At 66.0% G+C, this 19,412-nt stretch carries 15 protein-coding genes, 1 tRNA gene and 1 pseudogene; 5 read left to right on the top strand and 12 right to left on the bottom strand.

The window, feature by feature from the left end; translation table 11 throughout:
- The first annotated feature begins 89 nt into the window (after nt 1-89).
- Nucleotides 90-1,035, top strand: a pseudogene (locus tag MMB17_RS02930) (IS630 family transposase).
- A 55-nt stretch (nt 1,036-1,090) separates the two neighbouring features.
- A protein-coding gene (locus MMB17_RS02935) for an IS5 family transposase (RefSeq protein ID WP_241099007.1) occupies nt 1,091-1,896 on the top strand; the annotation gives its coding sequence in 2 pieces (ribosomal slippage) (nt 1,091-1,418 and nt 1,418-1,896; 807 coding nt in all).
- A 208-nt stretch (nt 1,897-2,104) separates the two neighbouring features.
- On the opposite strand, the gene MMB17_RS02940 is transcribed toward MMB17_RS02935, so the two are convergent.
- Nucleotides 2,105-3,319: a glycosyl transferase family 90 gene (locus MMB17_RS02940; RefSeq protein ID WP_241101014.1), complete on the bottom strand. Its 1,215-nt coding sequence runs from the start codon at nt 3,317-3,319 to the stop codon at nt 2,105-2,107.
- A gap of 801 nt (nt 3,320-4,120) precedes the next feature.
- On the opposite strand from MMB17_RS02940, the gene MMB17_RS02945 reads away from it, so the two are divergent.
- A protein-coding gene (locus tag MMB17_RS02945; protein ID WP_241099727.1) for an IS630 family transposase occupies nt 4,121-5,082 on the top strand; the annotation gives its coding sequence in 2 pieces (ribosomal slippage) (nt 4,121-4,472 and nt 4,472-5,082; 963 coding nt in all).
- Here the strand turns inward: MMB17_RS02945 and MMB17_RS02950 are convergent.
- From MMB17_RS02950 to MMB17_RS02960, 3 genes are read right to left on the bottom strand one after another with little or no spacing between them, the layout of a single operon-like run.
- Nucleotides 5,052-6,158 (bottom strand): DUF2235 domain-containing protein, encoded by a 1,107-nt coding sequence (locus tag MMB17_RS02950; protein ID WP_241101015.1) that lies wholly within the window; start codon nt 6,156-6,158, stop codon nt 5,052-5,054. The two genes, MMB17_RS02945 and MMB17_RS02950, sit on opposite strands and share 31 nt — an antisense overlap.
- Before the next feature lie 52 nt (nt 6,159-6,210).
- On the bottom strand, nt 6,211-6,987 hold the full coding sequence (locus MMB17_RS02955) for a hypothetical protein (RefSeq protein WP_241101016.1): 777 nt from the start codon (nt 6,985-6,987) through the stop codon (nt 6,211-6,213).
- On the bottom strand, nt 6,903-7,322 hold the full coding sequence (locus MMB17_RS02960; RefSeq protein WP_241101017.1) for a DUF4062 domain-containing protein: 420 nt from the start codon (nt 7,320-7,322) through the stop codon (nt 6,903-6,905). The genes MMB17_RS02955 and MMB17_RS02960 overlap by 85 nt, the downstream gene beginning before the upstream one ends.
- Before the next feature lie 254 nt (nt 7,323-7,576).
- On the opposite strand from MMB17_RS02960, the gene MMB17_RS02965 reads away from it, so the two are divergent.
- A tRNA-Ile gene (locus MMB17_RS02965) sits at nt 7,577-7,652 on the top strand.
- Between the two features lie 288 nt (nt 7,653-7,940).
- Here MMB17_RS02965 and MMB17_RS02975 read toward each other — a convergent pair.
- The 8 genes from MMB17_RS02975 to MMB17_RS03010 all read right to left on the bottom strand — a co-directional run bounded on the left by MMB17_RS02975 (nt 7,941) and on the right by MMB17_RS03010 (nt 17,291).
- Nucleotides 7,941-9,155 (bottom strand): MFS transporter, encoded by a 1,215-nt coding sequence (locus MMB17_RS02975; RefSeq protein ID WP_241101018.1) that lies wholly within the window; start codon nt 9,153-9,155, stop codon nt 7,941-7,943.
- The gene (locus tag MMB17_RS02980; RefSeq protein WP_241101019.1) at nt 9,152-10,015 is read right to left on the bottom strand and encodes a class I SAM-dependent methyltransferase; all 864 of its coding nucleotides are present in this window, start codon (nt 10,013-10,015) and stop codon (nt 9,152-9,154) included. Before MMB17_RS02980 ends, MMB17_RS02975 begins: the two co-directional genes overlap by 4 nt.
- Before the next feature lie 52 nt (nt 10,016-10,067).
- Nucleotides 10,068-10,724 carry a hypothetical protein gene (locus MMB17_RS02985; protein WP_241101020.1) on the bottom strand — a complete coding sequence of 219 codons (657 nt, stop codon included), beginning with the start codon at nt 10,722-10,724 and terminating at the stop codon, nt 10,068-10,070.
- A 194-nt stretch (nt 10,725-10,918) separates the two neighbouring features.
- The gene (locus MMB17_RS02990; protein WP_241101021.1) at nt 10,919-12,220 is read right to left on the bottom strand and encodes an LLM class flavin-dependent oxidoreductase; all 1,302 of its coding nucleotides are present in this window, start codon (nt 12,218-12,220) and stop codon (nt 10,919-10,921) included.
- A gap of 4 nt (nt 12,221-12,224) precedes the next feature.
- The gene (locus MMB17_RS02995) at nt 12,225-13,784 is read right to left on the bottom strand and encodes an ABC transporter substrate-binding protein (RefSeq protein WP_241101022.1); all 1,560 of its coding nucleotides are present in this window, start codon (nt 13,782-13,784) and stop codon (nt 12,225-12,227) included.
- A 50-nt stretch (nt 13,785-13,834) separates the two neighbouring features.
- Nucleotides 13,835-15,487 (bottom strand): ABC transporter ATP-binding protein, encoded by a 1,653-nt coding sequence (locus MMB17_RS03000; RefSeq protein WP_241101023.1) that lies wholly within the window; start codon nt 15,485-15,487, stop codon nt 13,835-13,837.
- Between the two features lie 14 nt (nt 15,488-15,501).
- Entirely contained in the window at nt 15,502-16,338 is an 837-nt protein-coding gene (locus MMB17_RS03005) for an ABC transporter permease (protein WP_241101024.1), read from the bottom strand.
- Nucleotides 16,335-17,291, bottom strand: coding sequence for an ABC transporter permease (locus MMB17_RS03010; protein ID WP_241101025.1), 957 nt, complete (start codon nt 17,289-17,291; stop codon nt 16,335-16,337). The genes MMB17_RS03005 and MMB17_RS03010 overlap by 4 nt, the downstream gene beginning before the upstream one ends.
- 640 nt (nt 17,292-17,931) lie before the next feature.
- Between MMB17_RS03010 and MMB17_RS03015 the strand changes: the two genes are divergently transcribed.
- Nucleotides 17,932-19,392: a carbohydrate porin gene (locus tag MMB17_RS03015; RefSeq protein WP_241101026.1), complete on the top strand. Its 1,461-nt coding sequence runs from the start codon at nt 17,932-17,934 to the stop codon at nt 19,390-19,392.
- Nucleotides 19,393-19,412 lie beyond the last annotated feature (20 nt).

Consider the following 19,412-nt stretch of genomic DNA (forward strand, 5'->3'; position numbering starts at 1 on the left):
TGCGCCATATGGCGAGCCCTTAGAGCGACATCCGAGCGGGCTGAAACGACTGGCAGGGTGATGAGGTTGGTCGGTGAAGGAGAGTGCCGATGTCCTCAGCCTTGTCCGTCGATCTGCGAGAGCGCGTGGTCCATGCCGTCGAGGCTGGGGCGTCTCGGCATCAGGCGGCTGAACGCTTCGGGGTCAGTCTGGCGAGCGCCAGCCGCTGGTGCGGGCACTGCACCCGGGCGGGCCACGTCGCGCCCAAGCCGATGGGCGGCGATCGACGCTCGCACCGGATTGAGACGCAGGCCGACCTGATCCTGTCGCTCTACGAGGCGCAGCCCGGCATCTACCTGCATGAACTCCGTGCGGCCCTGGCCGAGCGCGGCGTCTGCGTGGCCCAAAGCAGCTTCTCGCGCTTCTTCAAGCGCCATGGCATCTCGCGAAAAAAAGCACGGGCCACGCCGCCGAGCAGAACCGGCCGGATGTGAGGGCGGCGCGCGAGGCGTGGTTCGAGGGCCAGCTCGGCCTCGATCCGGACCGCCTCGTGTTCATTGACGAGACGGCCGCCAACACTGCCATGGCCCCCGCTACGGACGTGCGCCCCGCGGCGAGCGCTGCCGGATGAGCGTGCCTCAGGGCCACTGGAAGACCACCACCGTCACGGCGGCCTTGCGCAGCAACGGCATCACCGCACCGTGGCTGCTCGACGGTGGGATGAACGGGCAGGCCTTCCGCACCTATGTGGCCGACGTGCTCGCCCCAACCCTCAAGGCCGGCGACACCGTCGTGCTCGACAACCTGCCGGCCCACAAGGTCAGCGGCGTCCGCGAGCGCATCGAGGCCGTGGGAGCCCGGCTGCTCTACCGCCCAGCCTACAGCCCCGACTTCAACCCGATCGAGATGGCCTTCGCCAAGCTGAAGGCGCTGCTGCGCAGCGCGGCGGCGCGGACCATCCCGGACCTCTGGGACGCCATCCGACGCAGCCTGACCCGCTTCGCGCCAGCCGAGTGCCGAGCCTACCTCGCCGCCGCTGGCTACGATGCAACCTGATCGGATGCCGCTCTAAGAGCGTGGGACGAAACCTGTGTGAGCGAGTTGGAAGGGCATGGAGACCCTTGTCCCCGACGATCTGTGGGCGGTGATCGCGCCGCTTCTGCCGCCTGAGCGTGAGAAGCCGAAAGGCGGTCGCCCGCCAGCCTCGGACCGGGCGGCGCTGGCGGGCATCATCCTTGTGCTGCGGACCGGCATGCAGTGGAAGCACCTGCCGCGTTCCGAAGTCGGCTGCAGCGGCAAGACGAGTTGGCGGCGGCTGGGAGCGTGGCAGGCGGCCGGCGTCTGGGCCGCACTCCATCGCGCGATGCTGGAGCGGCTTCAGGACGCCGACGCGCTCGACTGGTCGCGGGCCGCCCTCGACAGCGCCAGCCTACCTGCGAAAAAAGGGGCTCCGCGACGGGGCCGAACCCGACGGACCGGGGCAAGCCGGGCACGAAGCGCCACCTCGTCGTGGACGCCAACGGCACGCCGCTCGGCCTGAGACTGAGCGGCGCCAACTGCCACGATAGCCGCATGCTGGCCGCCACGCTCGATGCGGTGCCGGGCGTGCGCACCGGCCGGCGTGGTCGCCCGCGGCGCAGACCCGACAAGCTGCATGCCGACAAGGGCTACGACCATCGCCGCTGCCGGCGCGAGTGCCGAGCCCGCAGCATCACGCCTCGGATTGCCCGGCGCGGCATCGAGAGCAATCAACGGCTGGGGCGCTATCGCTGGAGTGTGGAGCGCACGCTGGCCTGGCTCGCCCGCTTCCGCCGGCTCACCATCCGCTACGAGCGCCGGGCCGATCTCCATCTCGCCTTCACCACACTCGCTTGCGCCCTCATCTGCCAAGCTCAGGCCAGACGGTTTTGTCCCTAATTCTAAGTTGCCTTGCGGCGGCGAGCTTACATCTCTGTCTAGCTCCTTTCTTGACGCAGTGCTCAAGGATGGAAAGCAAAATGTTACGCATGAGATGTTTCCCTTGAGCTCTCTAATTTACCACGGTCTGTCGGCGCGTGCCGTTAGTCGATATTGCTGCATAGCATATTTGTGAATCTGTAAGTTGTATTTTCATCCGACGTGATCACTACAAATCTATTGACTTGCGGCCGTTCCAAAAAATACCATTATTTGCCAAAATTTCTTTGAACGCTTCAAGCAGCAAGCTTGTGTAAAGCAAAACAGCATCTTTATTCAGCATGAAATTAGCAAAATCAGTACCGCTTGTTGCGACATATTTGTACAAATTCGGTTTTTCGATTTCGTTCCTCACAAACGGCACCAAGTCCTCATCTTTTTCTACTGGAAGATAGTGTAGGTATGGAATCAAAGCATCAAAGTAATACAAGATATTGTTAGAAGAGTATTTTACGAGACATGAATTGCTTTTCAGTGCTAATGCCACACGTCCGCAAGTCGCACCGTTTCCATCCACTGAAATTATAAACTTGTTATTTAGCATCTCATTCCAACCTACGGGATCGCGCCCATATCCCTGGCTTAGCAGATAATCAAAAACATCGTCATTTTGGCATTGGCATATCTTTGGCAAGCGGTAATCCACAAGAGGCTCATCTCTAAAATACTTCGCCGATCTAAGACGCTGGGTAAGTGAATTCTGCGCAGTGTTTAAATCTATAACCTTCGCGCCTGTTGTGGCACCTGCAAAGATTGCTAGCGGTTGTTTGCTCTCATATGGGACATCATCGTATTTTATGTTCAAAAAATTATGCCCAAACATGTCGAAATCTGGTAGAAGTATGTTTTTCCCACCTCGAGGTTTTTGGAATGAAAATACAGGCATATTTTCGCTTTGAGGAGCTTCATCGTCAACGTCAATTATGATGTATATTCCCGAATTGATCGGATATACTGAAAGAACCTCTTTTAGAAGCTCAAGATAAAACATAGCTCGCTCTTTGTTGATGCAGGCGCCATCATCCTTATCTAGCAGTCTTACTGTGTTTCCTTCGCAGAAAAAAACAAACTTGTTCAATATTTGGCGACAGCCACTAATATGAGCGGCATAGTCAGAAACATTTATCTCAGCCTGCGTCCAGGCGGCAAGTTGCGCGCGCACCAATTGCGAGAGCTGCACTCGTAAATCGTTTTTATATTTAGCATTCTGATTATTGCGAAACTCCTGCGATGTGATGATGAAATCGGCAGCCTTCTCAATCGACCCAAACTTGAGATGGCACTGAATCGTTTCCTCACTTTCCGGGTCTCGTTTCAGAAGCCCGCGGAATAGCTGCTGTACTTCGTAGGATCCAAATTCTTTATCCGATGAATATCGAGACATGTCTTCCTTCCAACAAAGTGCCTATTTTCTCAAGATTTTAAAAGGTAATACTGATCGAGCTTGGGCAGCTAAGATGATAAAATGCCTTTTGATATCATACATTGAGCCGAACTTGATTCCTATCGAAATGCGGAGAGGGGCAACATGAGGTCAAATTTCAATTATAGATTGCATTTCTGAGGATGCTGTCAACGGCTAGGATACAAAGTCACTGACATGCCTATGCAAAATAATCAATGATTTTGAAAAATACAAATATAAATTCTGCTTGAAGTAATATTATTTATATATTTCATAAAATTCATTATACAGTAATGCATTTAACGCTAGTTATAGATATTATAAAATATCTGGAAAAACATGCCATGTTATTATACACCAACGCGCGCGAAAACGAACTGTTTACGTCGCGATTGCCTAAATCCAATCGATAGTCTGCTTGACCGTGATGAGGTTTCTGACATGGCGGGTAAACACCTCTCATTTTTTGGCTTGGCGTACGTAGCAGATGGATGGGCAGCGAATTTTGTTAAACCGAGCGAAGGCGGGCCCGATGTGTTTTCCCTTTGAAACTGACCCGGACCTCCTGGTTTGATCGGCTGATAAATGCGCGCGGCGAGCGGTAGCCCACTGCGCGCTGAGGGGGAAGACCGTCGTGGTGCGCCAGGCAAATCGGAAGGTGGCGCAGCACGCTCTCGGTATCGGCCTGCTTCCGGTTTCGCAGACACCCGGTTTAGAGCCGTTCCCGGCGGTGTTGCGACAGGACGGTGGCTGGAGCGTTGACCGGTGAAGGATCCAGCGATGCCTTCACCGTTGTCTGTCGATCTGCGCGAGCGCGTCGTGGCGGCCGTGACAGAGGGCGCTTCCTTCCATCAGGCGGCGGCGCGGTTCGGGGTGAGCGTGTCGAGCGCCAGCCGCTGGTCGCAACGGTTTGCGCAGCAGGGTCACGCCGCCCCCAAACCGACACACGGCGACGACCGCCTGCCGGCGATCGAGGCGCATGCGGATCTGATCCTCTCCCTCGACGAGGCCCAGCCCGAACGCTTCCTGCGTGAGGTGCGCGACGCCCTGGCCGAGCAGGGCGTGCAGACCAGCACGAGCGGGCTGTCACGCTTCTTCGCTCGCCATGGGATCACCCGTAAAAAGGGGCGCTGTACGCAACGGAGCAGGAGCGGGCCGACGTGAAGGCGGCGCGTGAAGCGTGGTTCGCGGCCCAGCCTGACCGCGACCCCGACAGGCTCGTCTTCCTCGACGAGACGGCGGCCGCCACCAACATGGCCCGCCGCTACGGCCGCGCCCCGTGCGGCGAGCGCTGCCGGCTCCTCGTGCCCCAGGGCCATTACAAAACGACCACTGTCACCGCCGCCCTGCGCACCACCGGCCTGTGCGCCTTCGACCTCGCGGATGGCGCTACCAATGGCCAGCGCTTTCGCGACTACGTCGCCAACCGCCTCGGCCCGGTGCTGCGGCCCGGCGACATCGTGATCCTCGACAACCTGCAAGCTCACAAGGTCAGCGGCATCCGCGAGCGGGTCGAGGCGGCCGGCGCCCGGCTGCTCTACCTTCCGCCCTATAGCCCCGAGTGCAACCCGATCGAACAGATCTTCGCCAAGCTGAAAGCCCTGCTGCGGAGCGCAGCCGCCCGCACCCTGCCAGACCTCTGGGACGCCATCCGGCACGCCTTCACCCGCTTCACCCCAGACGAGTGCCGCAACAGCCTCGCCGCCGCCGGCTACGACAACGACTTGGCCGTCGCTACGTAGGCGGGAACCGCTCTAGCCCAAGCCTGAAGTCCCGGCGGCCTGTAATCGGTGTTGCCACGCCAGCGGTCGGACACCGACCCGTCGATGGTTTCGTTTATCCTCGACGTCGTAAACTTAGTGCCTGTAGCTGCCGGTGGTCCTCCGGCTCGGTGGAACGGCTTGCTGACGGCACGCAGCCACCACGGCGTGAAGTTCGCATAGGAATCGGCAATCGGCGCCGCCGGATCGACGGGGTCCGTCTCGAAGTCCGCGCGGAACGCCAACCCGTGGAGGTTGGCCTTGTCCATCAGCCACCGCAGAGGGGCTTGAGCGAGGATGTCGCTCGGATAGCCGCCACCGACGTTCGCATGGGCGCCGACAAACCAGCGCTGCTCGACCTCGTCGAGCGTCCGGCCTGACGTCGCGGGCGCGCCATTCGGGGTGGTGACCGTCCAGAACGTGGGTTCGAACGACTTGCGATGCTCGTCGAGAGCCACCGCATGGAAGGCATGGAGGTTGGCCTTGCGGAGGTGGGTGTCGAGGAAGCGGTAACGCTTCACCCGGGATTTCATGGTCATCAGGGGATGGCCGACCGAACCGACCGTATCCCAGACGCCGACGAACTTGATGTCCGCCACGATGGTGTGGGCGAGCAGCCAGCGCTCTTCGATGTCCTTTGGGGGACTACCGTCGCCTGCCCGAAGCTTCCGGATCGTCCTCTCGTCAGCCCGTCGATACCGGGCGAAAAGCTGCTCTATGGAAAGGGGTGCCCCGGGACGGAGAACGCCGCATTTCGCGATCAGCCCGGACAGGCTGCGGGCGGCGTAGGCACCCCGGCTGAAGCCGAAGATGAAGATCTCGTCACCCTCGTCGTAGGCCTGGGCGAGCCAAGTGTAGGCGTCGATGATCTCGTTATCGAGCCCGTAGCCGGCGAGGCCTCCGCGAGCCTTCTCGCCGAAGCGGGTCCCGACCCCTTGGCCGTAGTAGACCATCTGGCGCTCGGCCAGCGGATCGCACAGCGACTTGAGCCGCCAGACGTTGGTGTTGTTGCCGAGGGTATTCCAGGTCCCGTCGAGGAAGATGGCGAGGCGCTTCAAGGGTGATCTCCTTCGATGTCGCACCACCGCGGGCAACCAGCATCGGCGGACGTCAGTCCGAGTTGCTGCGGTATTCCCGGCGCAGGAGGGTGACGAGGTCCTCGACAAGGTGCGCCTCGTCGTGCCGCAGGGCCGCGCGCGTCCGCATGGCCGGCGTCAGGTGGACCCGGCCGGGCTCGTCACGGTCGAAGCCAAAGCTCACGGAGCCCCGGCTCTGCGTCGCCTCACGGCGCGTCCGCCATACCATCATGCGCCCCTCGGTGATCGAGGTCGCCAGAACGATGTGGGTGAGCCGCTGGGTTGGATCGACGTGGTCGAGGGTGGCGGCGGTGAAACGGAGCACCTGCCCGAGCAGTGCGGCGACATCCTCCTCGATGACCCCACCCATCATGTCATCTGACCGCGGCAGCGGCAGGATGAGGCGCAGGTCGCCCTGTGGGAACAGGGTGACCGACGTCTCATCCCCCTGCCGGAGGACGAGGGTGCCGTCCTCGACGGCCTCCTGGCTCCCCTTCCCGCGGTCGAGGATGCGTGCCGGGCCGAACAGCGCCGATTGCGCGAGGTGCTCGGCCAGGGCACGCTCCTCAATCTGGCTGGGTCGCAGGATCGACTGGGCGGGGCCGCAGGCCAACGACATCGCCAGATGCCGGACGCCGGTGGAGTAATTGCGGCGCTCCTCCGGCAACAGCGACAGGGCGCGTTCGAGGAGGGAGCGCTCGTCCACCGGCCCGGCGGCGCGGGACATCATGTACTCGTGCATGGCCCGGCCGATCTTGGCCTGCAGGTCCTCAGCCGTCGTGAAGCCACCCCGGACAAGCCACCGGCCCACTCCTGCACCTCCTGCACGAACGCCTTCTCGTCCGGGTCGCGGTCGACGCCCTCCTGCACGAAGGCGAGGACCGGACGGCTCTCGCGCGCCTCGCGGTATTCCTCGTGGGTGGCCGAGATGCCGGAGGGCTGCTTCCAGCCGTAGTCCTTGCCGAGGATGAGGACGACGAGGCCGGACTGCCTGACGCCGTCAAGGCACGCGACCTGCGGCGAGGTTGGACGGCCCCCAAAGTCCTCGGCCATGACCGGCTCGTAGCCGAGGCCCTTGACGGCGGCCCGGGCCGCGGCGCGGATCGTCTCAAGCCCAGTAATGAGCGAACTGATGAAAACCTTCACGTCGGCCTCCCCACAGGTCGGCGTCGAGCCTGGCTGCCGGAAGCCGGGCACCGATTGGGGGAGGCGGGCCAGGCGCTCGTCGTCCGGCTCGGGCAGTTACCCGCATACCCACGCCCCAACGTTGCAGGAGGACCTATGTTCCCTGTTTGTTCTAGGGCACGAGCATGGCACGGGAATGGGAGGTAACGAGAGGGAATCTGGGGTGACGAAACCGGCTTCGTCGGGTATCTCACAAGGGCGTTTCCCAGAGCGCAGGGCCTGTAGCTCAATGGTTAGAGCCGACCGCTCATAACGGTCTGGTTGCAGGTTCGAGTCCTGCCGGGCCCACCATCTCCCTGCCAAGTCGCTGCGAACGCTCAACGCGCATCGACAATCCGGCTTGAAGCTGGGTGTGATGGAACGAGGAGACGGGCGGAGGACTCGCTCGGCGAAGACTCTTCCGCCCGCAGGCCGCAGCGTCGCATCGGACGCGTCCCATGACAGCATGAAGCTCGACCCGCCGATCAGTGGGCGGCACGACGCCGGTAGCGACGTTGAATACGAGGCGAAGGGGTTTGGCCGTCTGGGCAGGCCGCCATTGCGGTGCCCGACCTCACCACCCTACAGATCCGGTCGCGGTCAACGTCGAGACAATCGACAAGGAATCCGACAGGCACCCGTGGTCGCGAAGAAACTGAACAGGAGCGCAATGATCGCGAGGCAGGCGGCGGTGCCGAAGAATGGGAGCCAGTTTCCGGCGAAGACGCCGAGCAGGAACACGCCCATCGCCGTTCCCGCATGCATCGCTGTCGTGTTCCAGGCGCTGGCGAGAGCGCGGGACGCGGCGGACGAGCCCGTGACGATGGATTGGCTGTCGGTGACGTAGGCGCCGCTCGCCACGAACCAGAGGCCGAGGGACAGGAGCGCCAGGAGCAGCGTCGGCGCGAGGAAGGTTGCGATCAGCGACGCGGCCAGGAGGGCGCACCAGAGTGGCAGCCGCCCCTCTTCCGACCCCCGAGCTTGGCGAGCGCGGTCGCCAAGCCGTCCGGCCAGAAAGGCGCCGAGGACGCTGCCCGCGCCGACCGAGACGCCGACCACCCCGATCGCCTGCGCGTCCAGCGCGAAGCGGGAGGCGAACAGCGCGCCGATATAGGCATAGGCGCCGAGATTGGCGGCGTGAAACAGACCCGTCAGGACGAGGGTCCGCGCGGCGACGTCGTTCCGCCAGATCGAGACGACGCTGAATCGCTGCCCGCGGGCGGAGTCGGCGGCGCTCTCGTAACGCTTCGACAGCGCCGCCACCCAGAGGCTGGCGAGTACGGTCACGGCCGCGATGGCGAGGAATACGGCGCGCCAGGTCAGGGAGGCGGTCAGCGCCCCGCCCGCCGGCACGCCGGCCACCTGCCCGATCGAGAAGGCGGCCATGCCGAAGCCGACCACCCGGCTGCGGAGCTCCGCCGGGGCCAGGGCCACGATCGCGGACCAGATGGCGGGACCTGCCAGCGCCGCCCCGAGGCCGCTGAGGGCGCGGGCGGCGACGAAGCCCTGGAGGCTCTGCGCCGAGGCAGCCAGGACATTGCCCAGGACAAAGATCAACAAGCCGGCGATCAGCGTGGCGCGCCGGTCGACCGCATCCGAGAAATAGGCCAGGAACGGGGCCAGCACCGCGTAGGCGACGACGTAGGCCGCCGCCGCGGAGGCCGTCACCCGCAGGGAGGCGCCGATCTCGGAGGCGATCAGCGGGAGGATGGGCGCGATGACGAAGGTTTCCGTTCCGAACAGGAACAGGGCCGCGTAGAGCGGGAACAGAGCAGCCTGCCAAGCGCCCGGCGAAGGGCTGTCGCGACGTGTCATACCACGTCGATTCGCTTCTCGAGGGCGTTGGTGCAGCGCCAGATCCGCACCGGCATAGCCGTGACGTGACCGTCGCGCGCCATGCGGGCCATGGCCTCCGCCCCGAGCGCCTCGAAGAACAGGTCCCGTTCCTCCCCGGAGAACCGGCCCGCGTAATAGGTCCCGAACGTGGCCTTGTGGTACGTCAGGTATTGTTCCGCACTGTCGGCCCGCATCTCGGCCAGCCGGTCGACGACGCGGTCGATCTCGAAATACGGAGAGAGCAGGACCTTGATCTCGTGCTTGGGCCGCGTCCGCTTCGAGATCGGCAGGTGGTCGGGATCAGCGAAGAACGCCTCGGCTGCCTCGGGGGACCATCCCATCCGCAGCAACGCGCCGTGCACCAGCGCGTCGGTTCCACCCAGATCGTTCTCGTCCGGCAGGGGATGGTAGGTGGAGAACACGAAGGTTCCCTTGCGATTGGCATGGCTGCCGATGCCCCGGAATACATCGGCCTCGACCGGGTGCAGCCAGTGCATCACCGACATCATGACGATGCAGTCAAACGTCCCGACCGGCGGAATGCTCTGTCGGATATCCGCGGCGTGGACTTCGGACTCGATGGGCAACGCGGCGAGCTTGGTGCGGGCGATGCCGACCCGCTCGTCCGACAGATCGATCCCGACCAGCCGGTTGAGGCCCTTCACCTGCCGGGCCGCACGCTCCAGCAGCTCGCCGGTCCCGCAGCCGATGTCGAGCAGGTCCTGCGTGGCGGGTGCGACCATGGCGAGCACGGGCTCGATGTCACGCGCCTGCCGCAGGGGCGAGATCTCGTCGTAGCGAGCGTGGAGATGTCGAGCGTCGAGCGCGCCGGCTGCCATGCTGCCTCCTTCAAGGTTGGTCGATAACATCGTCGGGTGCCTGCGCCGCCGCTCAGCTGACCCGGACATGGGAGGCGGTCCAGATGCAGCCCTGGCCCTCCTCGTTCTCGGTCAGCTCATGGGTGGCGTGCAGGCCCTTGTTGGTGATCATGGCCGTCACCGCCGGCACGCAGTATTCGCAGGGCGCCTTCAGGGTGAGCTGGACGCCGCGCTTGCGGGCCAGCTCCCGGTAATCCCAGATCGCGCAGTGGCGGATGCGCAGGGTCGACTGATCGCTGCCATACTCGATCCATTCCTTCTGCGAATCGTAGAGCGAGGCCTGCTCGTCGAGCCTGCGCAGCGGCACCGTGGCGTCGTGCTTGGGTTCCGCATCGACCGCCGCGTAGATCGTGCTGTTGGCTGCAGCCCAGGCGGCGAGCTGTTCCAGGCCGAAGCTCTCGACCACGAAGCGCTCCATCAGGGCCTGCCCGCGGAAGAAAGCCGCTTTCCACTCGCTCTCGTCCTCGCGCTCGGGCAGCTGCTCGAAGATCGCCCGCTTCGTCCGCAGCAATTGCTCCATCTGCGCGCCGGCGCGAGTTTCGGCGACGAAGCGGGTGAGGCCCGCCTCCGCCTCGAACAGCCGCCGCCGCCAGAGGCGGGTCCCGTCGGAGGGAGCCGGCGGCGGGTGGAACGCTGCCTGCGAGGACGAGCCGAGAGGTTGCGATGTCACTGTCAGACCTCCTTCCCTGCCATGACGCGCGCCATGCCTCAGGCGACCGCAAGACGCTCGGATATCGGCGCCTTGACGGCTCGAGACAGACAAATTCGCGCAAGCAACTGCTTTTTGTTCTTTACTATTATAGTAATGCCTCGATTGAATCTATAAAATATTTTACTGTATTTCTCTGTATACCAAAGCCAACGTCACGCGTGCAGCAGATCACCCGAGAACATCATGCCCTCTACAGAGCGTCGTGCGCCGCGCAGAACCGGCACGATCGTCCCGCAGAGCGCGGCGAAATCGTTGCCCTGGATGAACTGGAAGCCGTCCGTCCCGCCTTCCTCGATCCAGCGCCGCATCGTTTCAGCGATGCCCGCGGCGGGCCCGCGGAAGACCGCGTGCTCCCCCTGAGCCGCCACCGCCGCGAGGAAGCCGCGCAGGCTCTGCGAGGGGCAGGCGGCCTGCTCCCAGAAGCCGGAGGCGCGGAAGCCGAAGCGGCGCAGGGTCTCTTCGGCGTCGTACGGGAAAAGGACGGGGAGGGAGTCGTCCAGCGAGAGGGCTTCGAGGCCGAGGGCGGGGATGTCCTGCGCGAGGCCACGGGCGAGCGCAGCCAGCGCCGCGTCCGAGGGGGCGACCGGCGTCGAAGCCTCCTTGGCGCCCGCGATCTGTAAATTGGCGCCGAGGACGAGCTTCACCGCGTCCGGGTCGCGCCCGGCCGCCCGCGCCTCCGCGTGCAGGGCCCGGCGCAGCCGCTGCGCGGCGGGAAGCGTCGGGGCAGCGGCGAAGACGTAATCCCCGCCGCGCACGGCGAGCTGTAGGCCGCCGAGCGAGCCGGCCGCCATCATCAGCGGCGGGAAGGACGCGGAATAGGGCGGCAGGTCGAGGGGGCCATCCTGCTCGTAGAAGTCCCCCTCATGCCCCAGGTCGCGGATCGCGTCGTCCCGCACGAAGCGCCCGCCCGCCCGATCGGGCACCAGGGCATCCGGCGGCCAGCTTGCCCAGAGGGCGCGCAGCAAGGCGAGATATTCCTCGGTCTGGGCGTGGCGCCGGCTGGGGTCGATTGTCCGCCGCGCACCGAGCGCCGTGCCGGAGCGGAAGGAGGAAACAAGGTTCACCGCGGCCCGTCCACGGCTGATGCGGTCGAGGGAGGCGAGTTGCCGGGCGGCGGTGAACGGATGCGTGTGGAGGGTCGAGAGCGTGGGCATCAACGTGATGCCCTTCACGGCGGCGGCGGTGACCGCGGCGAGCTGGAACGGCTCGAAGGGGGGAGACCAGGGCCCGGCCCGCACGCGTCCCCGGTTCACACCGGAGAAATAGGCCTGGAACAGGATGTCGAAGCCCGCCTCGGCCGCCACCCGCGCCTGATGCAGATAGGTGTCGAGGCGATAGGGATCGCGGCCGTCATCTCGGCCGCTGCGCCAGTCATGGCTCGAGGGGAGGAAATGCGCGTTCAGCACGAGGATCGGATCGGTCGATGCGGGCGGGCGGGGCGCTTGGACCGGCATGGACCTATTCCTCCGCCTTCTCGACGCGGTAGAGGATCGGCTCCCAGGCATTGAGCGGGAAGCTCAGCCCCTGGACCGGCTTCGACACGAGCAGCACCTGCGCGGAGTCGAAGAGCGGAATGCCGTCGCCCTCGTCGAGGATCCTGCGCACGGCAAGCTCGACGATCCGATGCCGCTCCTGCGGATCGACGGTGGTCGACTGGCGCTCCAGCAGGGCATCAACCTCCGGACGGGGCGCCTGTCCTTTCCAGACGGTCAGCGCCGTCGAATAGAACGAGGCGATGCCGTCCGCGTCGCCCCGGCTCGCCCCCTGGAGAACGGCGAGTTGCCAGCGGCCGGAGGTCCGGATGTCGGCCTGCTCGGCCAGGGAGACGGAGCGCAGCACCAAGGCGATCCCGAGGGCCGAGAGCTGGTTCTGGACGTATTCCCAGCCGACCTGGAGGGAGCCGATCGTGCCCTTGACGAAGGTCAGCCCGACCTCGAGCCGCCGCCCGTCCTTCGCGCGGATGCCGTCCGCCCCCGGCTTCCACCCGGCCTCGTCGAGCAGGCGGCGAGCGCGGTCCGGGTCGTAGCGCAGGAGGTCGCTGTGATCGGCGTAGAAGGGGTGGCCGCGGGAGACGACGTCGCTCGCCGCCTCGACGCCATCGCCGTAGAAGGCACTGACGAGGGGGGCGCGGTCGATGCCGTGCTGGATCGCCCGGCGCACCGCCCGATCGGACAGGACCGGGTCTGCGGTGTTGACCACGAAGCTGTTGACGACGCCGCGATTGGGCGCGGTGACGATGCGGACGGCCTCCTGCCCCGCCGCCTGGGCGACGCCGGATTTGTAGATGGAATAGGCGAGATCGTATTCCCCGGCGAGGACGCCCGCCGCCCGCAGGCTTTCCTCGGGCACGATCCGGATCGTCACCCGCTCCAGGGCCGCCGGCCCCTGCCGGCCATAGGTCGCGGGCGCCCAGGCATAGCCCTCGCGCCGGACATATTCGACGCGCTCGTCCTGGACGGCCTCGCGGAGGACGAAGGGGCCGCTGCCGATCACGCCCTGCGCACAGCGTTCCTCGGGCGTCTTGGCCAGAGTCTCGGGCGCCAGGATACCGAACTGGCCCTCGGTGTTGGCCTGGAGGAAGCCGGCATTCGGTTCCTTGAACGCGACGCGCACGGTTCGCCGGTCGAGGGCCTCGGCGCGCAGGAAGCCACGTAGATAGGCGGCCGGGGTCGGCGAGACGCCCTGCTCGGCGAGCGTCCACAGCGTCCGGAAGTTCCTGGCCACGGCCTCGGCATCGAGCGCCTCGCCGTTGCTGAAGGTCACCCCCTCGCGCAGGATGAATTCGTAGGTCCTGCCGTCGTCGAGGGTCTGCCAGGACTCCGCGAGATAGGGTTCGAGGGCGCCGGTCTCCCGGTTCTCGCTCAACAGCGTGTCGATCAGCTGGCGGCCGAACAGGGCGAAGGGATTCGACTGGGCGTAGTCGAAGCAGGTCGGGTACCAGCCATAGGCGAGGCGCAGATGCGCCCGCTCCGCCGGAGAGGGGTCCGCCCGATCCCCGCATCCGGAGGACAGGAGCATCGCCGCGAGGGCGGTTCCCGAGAGGGCGGCGCGTCTGCACGCAGTTTGGATCATTGGGCGGCCGTCATGGGGGATGAAGAGGCGAAGCTCGGCAGGTCGAGGCTCGGCGCGGCCTCCAGGAGCCTGCGCGTGTAGGCGCTGCGCGGCGCCTCGAAGACGGCCGAGGCCGTCCCCTGCTCCTCGATGCGGCCGCCGCGCAGGACGATCACCACATCCGCCAGCGCCCGCACCACGGCGAGGTCGTGCGAGACCAGGAGATAGGCGATGCCGAGTCGGTGCTGCAGCGTCCGCAGGAGCTGGAGCAGGGCGAGCTGCACCGCCTGATCGAGCGCCGAGACCGGCTCGTCGAGCACCAGGATCGCGGGTTCGAGCGCCAGGGCGCGGGCAATGGCGACGCGCTGGAGTTGGCCGCCCGAGAGCTGGGAGGGGCGCCGCTCCGCGAAGGCCTCGGGCAACTCGACCTGACGCAGGAGGCGCAGCACCCGCGCGGGGCGGTCGCGCCGCGTGCCAATGCCGTTGGCCTCCAGCGGCTCGGCGATGCTGTCGCCGATCGTGTAGGCGGGGTTCAGGCTGCGGGCAGGGTTCTGGTAGACGAGTTGGAGATCCCGGCGGAAGGCGGCCCGGCCGCTCCGCGTCCAGGGCTCGTGCCGCCCGTGGAGGAGCACGCGTCCCCGGTCCGGCCGCTCCAGCCCCGCCAGGAGGCGCAGCAGGGTCGACTTGCCGGCCCCGGATTCGCCGAGGATCGCCAGTGTCCGGCTCCGGTGGAGGCGCAGGCCGACATCCGTCACCGCCGCGATCCGCTGCCCCCCGCGGCCGAAGGCCTTGTGCAGGTTCCGGCCTTCGAGAACCACCGGCGTCGGGGCCTGCGCCGCCGGGCCGCTCCCGCGATGCAGCCGACCCGGCACGCTCTCGATCAGGTGCCGCGCATAGGCCGTGCGGGGATCGGCGAGGAGGGCGGCAGCGGGCCCCGATTCCACGATGCGCCCACTATGCAGGACGAGGATGCGGTCGGCCCGCCGTGCGGCGACCGCGATATCGTGGGTCACCAGGAGGAGCGAGAGGCCGCGTTCGGCGCGCAGCCCATCGAGGAGGTCGAGGACACGCTTCTGCACCGTCGCGTCGAGGTTGGAGGTCGGCTCGTCGGCGAGAAGGAGCTGCGGGTCGCCGACCAGAGCGAGGGCGACGAGGACGCGCTGGAGCAGGCCGCCCGACAGCTCGTGCGGATATTGCGCCAGGCGCGCCTCCGGGCGGTCGATGCCGACCGCAGCGAGGGCCGCCGCCGCTCGGGCGCGGCTCTCCGCCGTGTCGGCGAGGCCCAGCCGATGGCGGTGGAGCTCGGCGAAGTTCGCGCCGATCCGCATCAGCGGATCGAGGGAGCGGACCGGATCCTGCGGCACGATGCCGATCCCTGTCCCGCGCAGGCTGCGCACGTCGTCGACGCGGCGCAGCGCCCCGGCGGGGTCGCGAAACTCGAGCCGGCGCCAGGTCACCGCGGCATCGGCGGGATTGAGGCCGAGGAGCGCGCGCAGCAGCGTGCTCTTGCCGGAACCGGATTCGCCGACGACGGCCACGGTTTCTCCCGCCGGCACGAGCAGGGAGAGATCGTCGAGCACCGGGCCGCCCCCGGTGCCGCGGGGGTGCGGATAGGTGACGCTCAGCCCGCTCAGCCGCAGCACAGGCGGCGCCGTCCGTTCGCCGCCCATCGACCGCCCCGCGCTCATGCGAGCCCCGCGCCGGAAAGGCCGGAGGCGCGGGCGACCCGGTGCAGGGCGAGGACGACGCCGGCGAGGACCAGCCCCGGCAGGGTCGTGAGCCACCAAGCGGTCGCGAAATGCTCGCGTCCCTCCGCGATGAGGTTGCCCCATTCGGGATCCGGCGGGCGCGTGCCGTAGCCCAGGAAGCTCAGGGCCGACACGGACAGGACCATGGTCGCAAGTTCGAGCGCCCCGAGGGTCAGGAGCGGGGTGCGGGCATGGGGCAGGATGTGGCGCAGGAGGATGCGCCAGCGCGACAGGCCATAGCCCGCCGCCGCCTCCACGAAGGGCTGCGTGCTGATGCGCAGCACCTCCGCCCGCGTCACCCGGGCGAAGGCCGGCACCGAGGCGAGCCCGACGGCGAGGCCGAGATGGACCGGCCCGGTGCCGAGGCCGGAGACGATGAGCAGGGAGAGCAGGAGCGAGGGCAAGGCGAGCAGCACGTCGATGATCGCCATCAGGACGCGATCGACCCGGCCGCCAAGGAATCCGGCCGTCAGCCCGATCAGCAGGCTGAGACCGAAGGAGAAGACGAGGGCCACCACGGCGGTGACCAGGCTCGCGCGCGCCCCGTGGACGACGCGGCTGAACAGGTCCCGCCCCAAGGCGTCCGTGCCGAAGAGATGGATGGGAGAGGGCGGCTGAAGGCGCTGGGCGAGATCCTGCGCGGCGGGATCCTGCCCGGCCAGCAGCCAGGGTACGCAGACGAGCGCCGCGACCCAGGCCAGGAAGGCAAATGCCAGCCAGGGCCAGCGCCCCTTCCGGGAGGGCTCGCGCAGCAGGATCGTCGTCGCCCTCACGCCCGCGCCTCCGCGATGCGGCCGCGCAGCCTCGGATCGAGGCGGGCATAGAGGAGGTCGACCGCAAGATTGACCGCGGTGAAGACGAGGGCGGCGAGGAGGGTGATGGCCAGCACCACCGGCGCGTCCCGCGTCTCGACGGCGGAGAGGAACAGCCGGCCGAGGCCGGCCCGCGAGAACACGGTCTCGGTCACCACGGTGCCGACTAGCGCCCCGCCAACCATCAGCCCCGCCAGAGTGACGAAGGGGAGGAGGGCGTTGCGCACCACATGCGCGAGATAGATGCGGTGCCAGGGCAGCCCGCGCGCCTGCAGCAGCGCGACGAAGGGCGCCTCCTGCACCTGATCGAGGCTGCGCACGAACACCGCCGTCAGGAGGGCGGCGATCGGCAGCGCCAGGGTGAGAGCCGGTAGCACCAGGCCGGTCAAACCGCTCCCGCCCGTCGAGGGCAGCCAGCGCAGCTGGAACGCGAAGAGCTGGGTCAGGAGCAGGCCGAGCCAGAAGACCGGGACGGCAGCGAGCAGCGCCGGCAGGTTCGCAAGGACGCGGTGGACCAGGCTGCCGCGCCGCCACGAGGTCGCGATGCCGAGGGCCAAGGCGAGGGGCAGCGCGAGGGCAAGGGCGGAGCCCGCAAGCGCCAGGGTGTTGGGCGCGACGACGCGGAGGAGGTCGTGGACCGGGCGTCCCGACTGGAACGAGGTGCCGAGATCCCCGCGCAGGAGTTCGCCCAGGCCCTTCAGGTAGCGCAGCCAGAACGGGTCGTTGAGCCCGTAGCGCAGCCGCAGGAGTTCGATCTGCTCGGGGCTGCTTCCCCCCGCCCCGGAGGACCGCCGTTCCAGCATGAGCGCGACGGGATCGCTCGGGAGGGCGTAGAGCATCAGGAAGGCGAGCGTATAGACCGCCCACAGCACCACGGCGAAGGTGGCAAGACGTCGAACGACAAGACGAGGCACCAAGCAGGCTGCTCCCTATTGGCGAATCGATGCTGGGCTCTGCTGCAGAGCACGGCCCCTTCCCGACAGGAAGGGCTCTCGTCACGCAGGCTCGAACACAGACCTGCCTCCAACCGCTCAATGTAAGGATCACATCACGTCGAACGGCGTATTATCATCCATCTAGTTGCGCATTTTGCGGTGCAATCAAAGAGAATGATGTTCCAAATTTTTGATCTCCCAAAGAAAGATCGGACGCGATTGGCGGCTGAGCTTTAAGCCCATTCATTATACAGTCCACGAGATGCCTGCGCTGCAGGCGCCACCCTCCCGCCCGATCCCCATCTCCGCGCCCAGTCGGCGAGAACGAACTTCCCGCGACGCATCATGGAAGATGATTTTCTTCCAGAACTTTATTGAAATTTGCCATTGAAATCTCGGATTATCAAACATAACGTCGAGTAACGGCGATTTTATCGAAGCAAATTCTGTATAATTTCAAACTTGCGCCGCCCATCATCGCAAATCTGCGCACGTATCACTCATTTCATGGGAGCTCGCGACTGTGCTCTTGGGAGATTTCCGCCTCCGTCAGGCCTCGCTTCGGTCGGGCGATCCGGCATCCGGGCGGGTCCGCGCCGGACAGAGCCCCCGTTGCGGGATGATCGCCCCGCCGGCGGTCCGGTTCTCATCGTGGCGACGGCTGCCGCATCTCCCGCTCGCCGCGCGCAGAATCGTCGAGGGCGGGGCGACGCGCAGGATCACGAGCGGCCGCAAGGCGGGCGGGGCGGCCCTGGCCTATCTGTGCGCGACGGCGGCCGTGCAGGCGCAGAGCGTGGATTCCAAGGCCGGCGTTCCCACTTCGGCCGTTGCCGCGACGCTGTCGGCGAAGCCTGCGGATGCCGGGACCCGGGGCGACACGTTCAAATATTTCGATACGCTGGGGGAGAAGGGTTGGATCGTGCCGCGCCCGGGCACAGCCGAATCGGTCATCGCCGATACGGGCGGGATCCGCAGCGCGCTGGCCGAGTACGGGATCGGCTTCCTCGGCCTGGGGTCGTATTCCTTCTTCGGGGACACCCTGCATCAGACGCCGGGCACGCAATACTATAACGGCCAGAAGCCGACCTTCGGCTCCTCGACCTCGCTCTCGGTCAGCCTCAATCTCGACCAATACGGCATCCCCAATGCCCAGATCACGGCGGCGGGCGTGCTGCTGACGACCACCTGGGAATCGTTCGGCCCCTCGGCCTTCAGCTTGCTGCGCCTCAACTACTACCAGTCCTTCTTCGACGGCCGGCTTGAGATCAAAGCCGGCTACATCGCGAACAATTACGAGTTCTTCGGCACATCGGTCGGCGGCAACATCATCTCCGGCACCCTCGGGCCGAACGCGAACGTACTCTACCAGCTCGGCCTCTCGCGGACGCCGCTGACGACCCCCGGCGTCAATATCCGCCTCAATGGACCGAACAACCTCTACCTGAAGTCCGGCATCCAGCGCAGCATCAACCCGGCGGGGGCGCAGGCCGAGAGCGATGCCAATCCGACCGGCTTCCGCTTCAGCACCCCGCATGCGGGCACCCTGCTCATCAACGAGGTTGGCTACAAGCGCGCGGCCAGCGCGGAGGAGCGCTCGGTCTGGATCCGCGGCGGCGTCCTCTACAACGACAGCCCGTACACCGTCTTCGGGACCCGGGAGACCGCCTCGAACAGCGCCTTCGCCGTCCTGGCGGATGCCCAGATCCTGAAGACGGACGACGCCTTCCCGGCCCGCGGCATCTATGGCGGCGCCAGCTTCCTGAAGGGCGACCCGAATGTCGACGGGACCGACCGCTATTACGAGGGCCGCCTCTACGGCGTCGGCATCGTTCCCGGCCGCCCGAAGGACTTCATCAGCCTCGTCTACACGCACACGGATTTCAGCCAGCGCCAGTTTCTCGCCCGCTCGCGAAAAATTCCGGGCGTCACCGCCATCAACAATCTGACGGTGTCCTACTCCACCCACGTCGCCCGCGGCGTCTTCCTCAATACCGGCTTCACCTACGGCGACCACGCCTCGGTCTCCCCCATCACCCGCCCGGCCCTCGTCTTCTCGGGCGCGCTCTCGGTGGTGTATTGACGGATACCCGAGAGGACCGA

It is taken from the genome of Methylobacterium organophilum, from assembly GCF_022533465.1.
Lineage (GTDB): Bacteria > Pseudomonadota > Alphaproteobacteria > Rhizobiales > Beijerinckiaceae > Methylobacterium > Methylobacterium organophilum.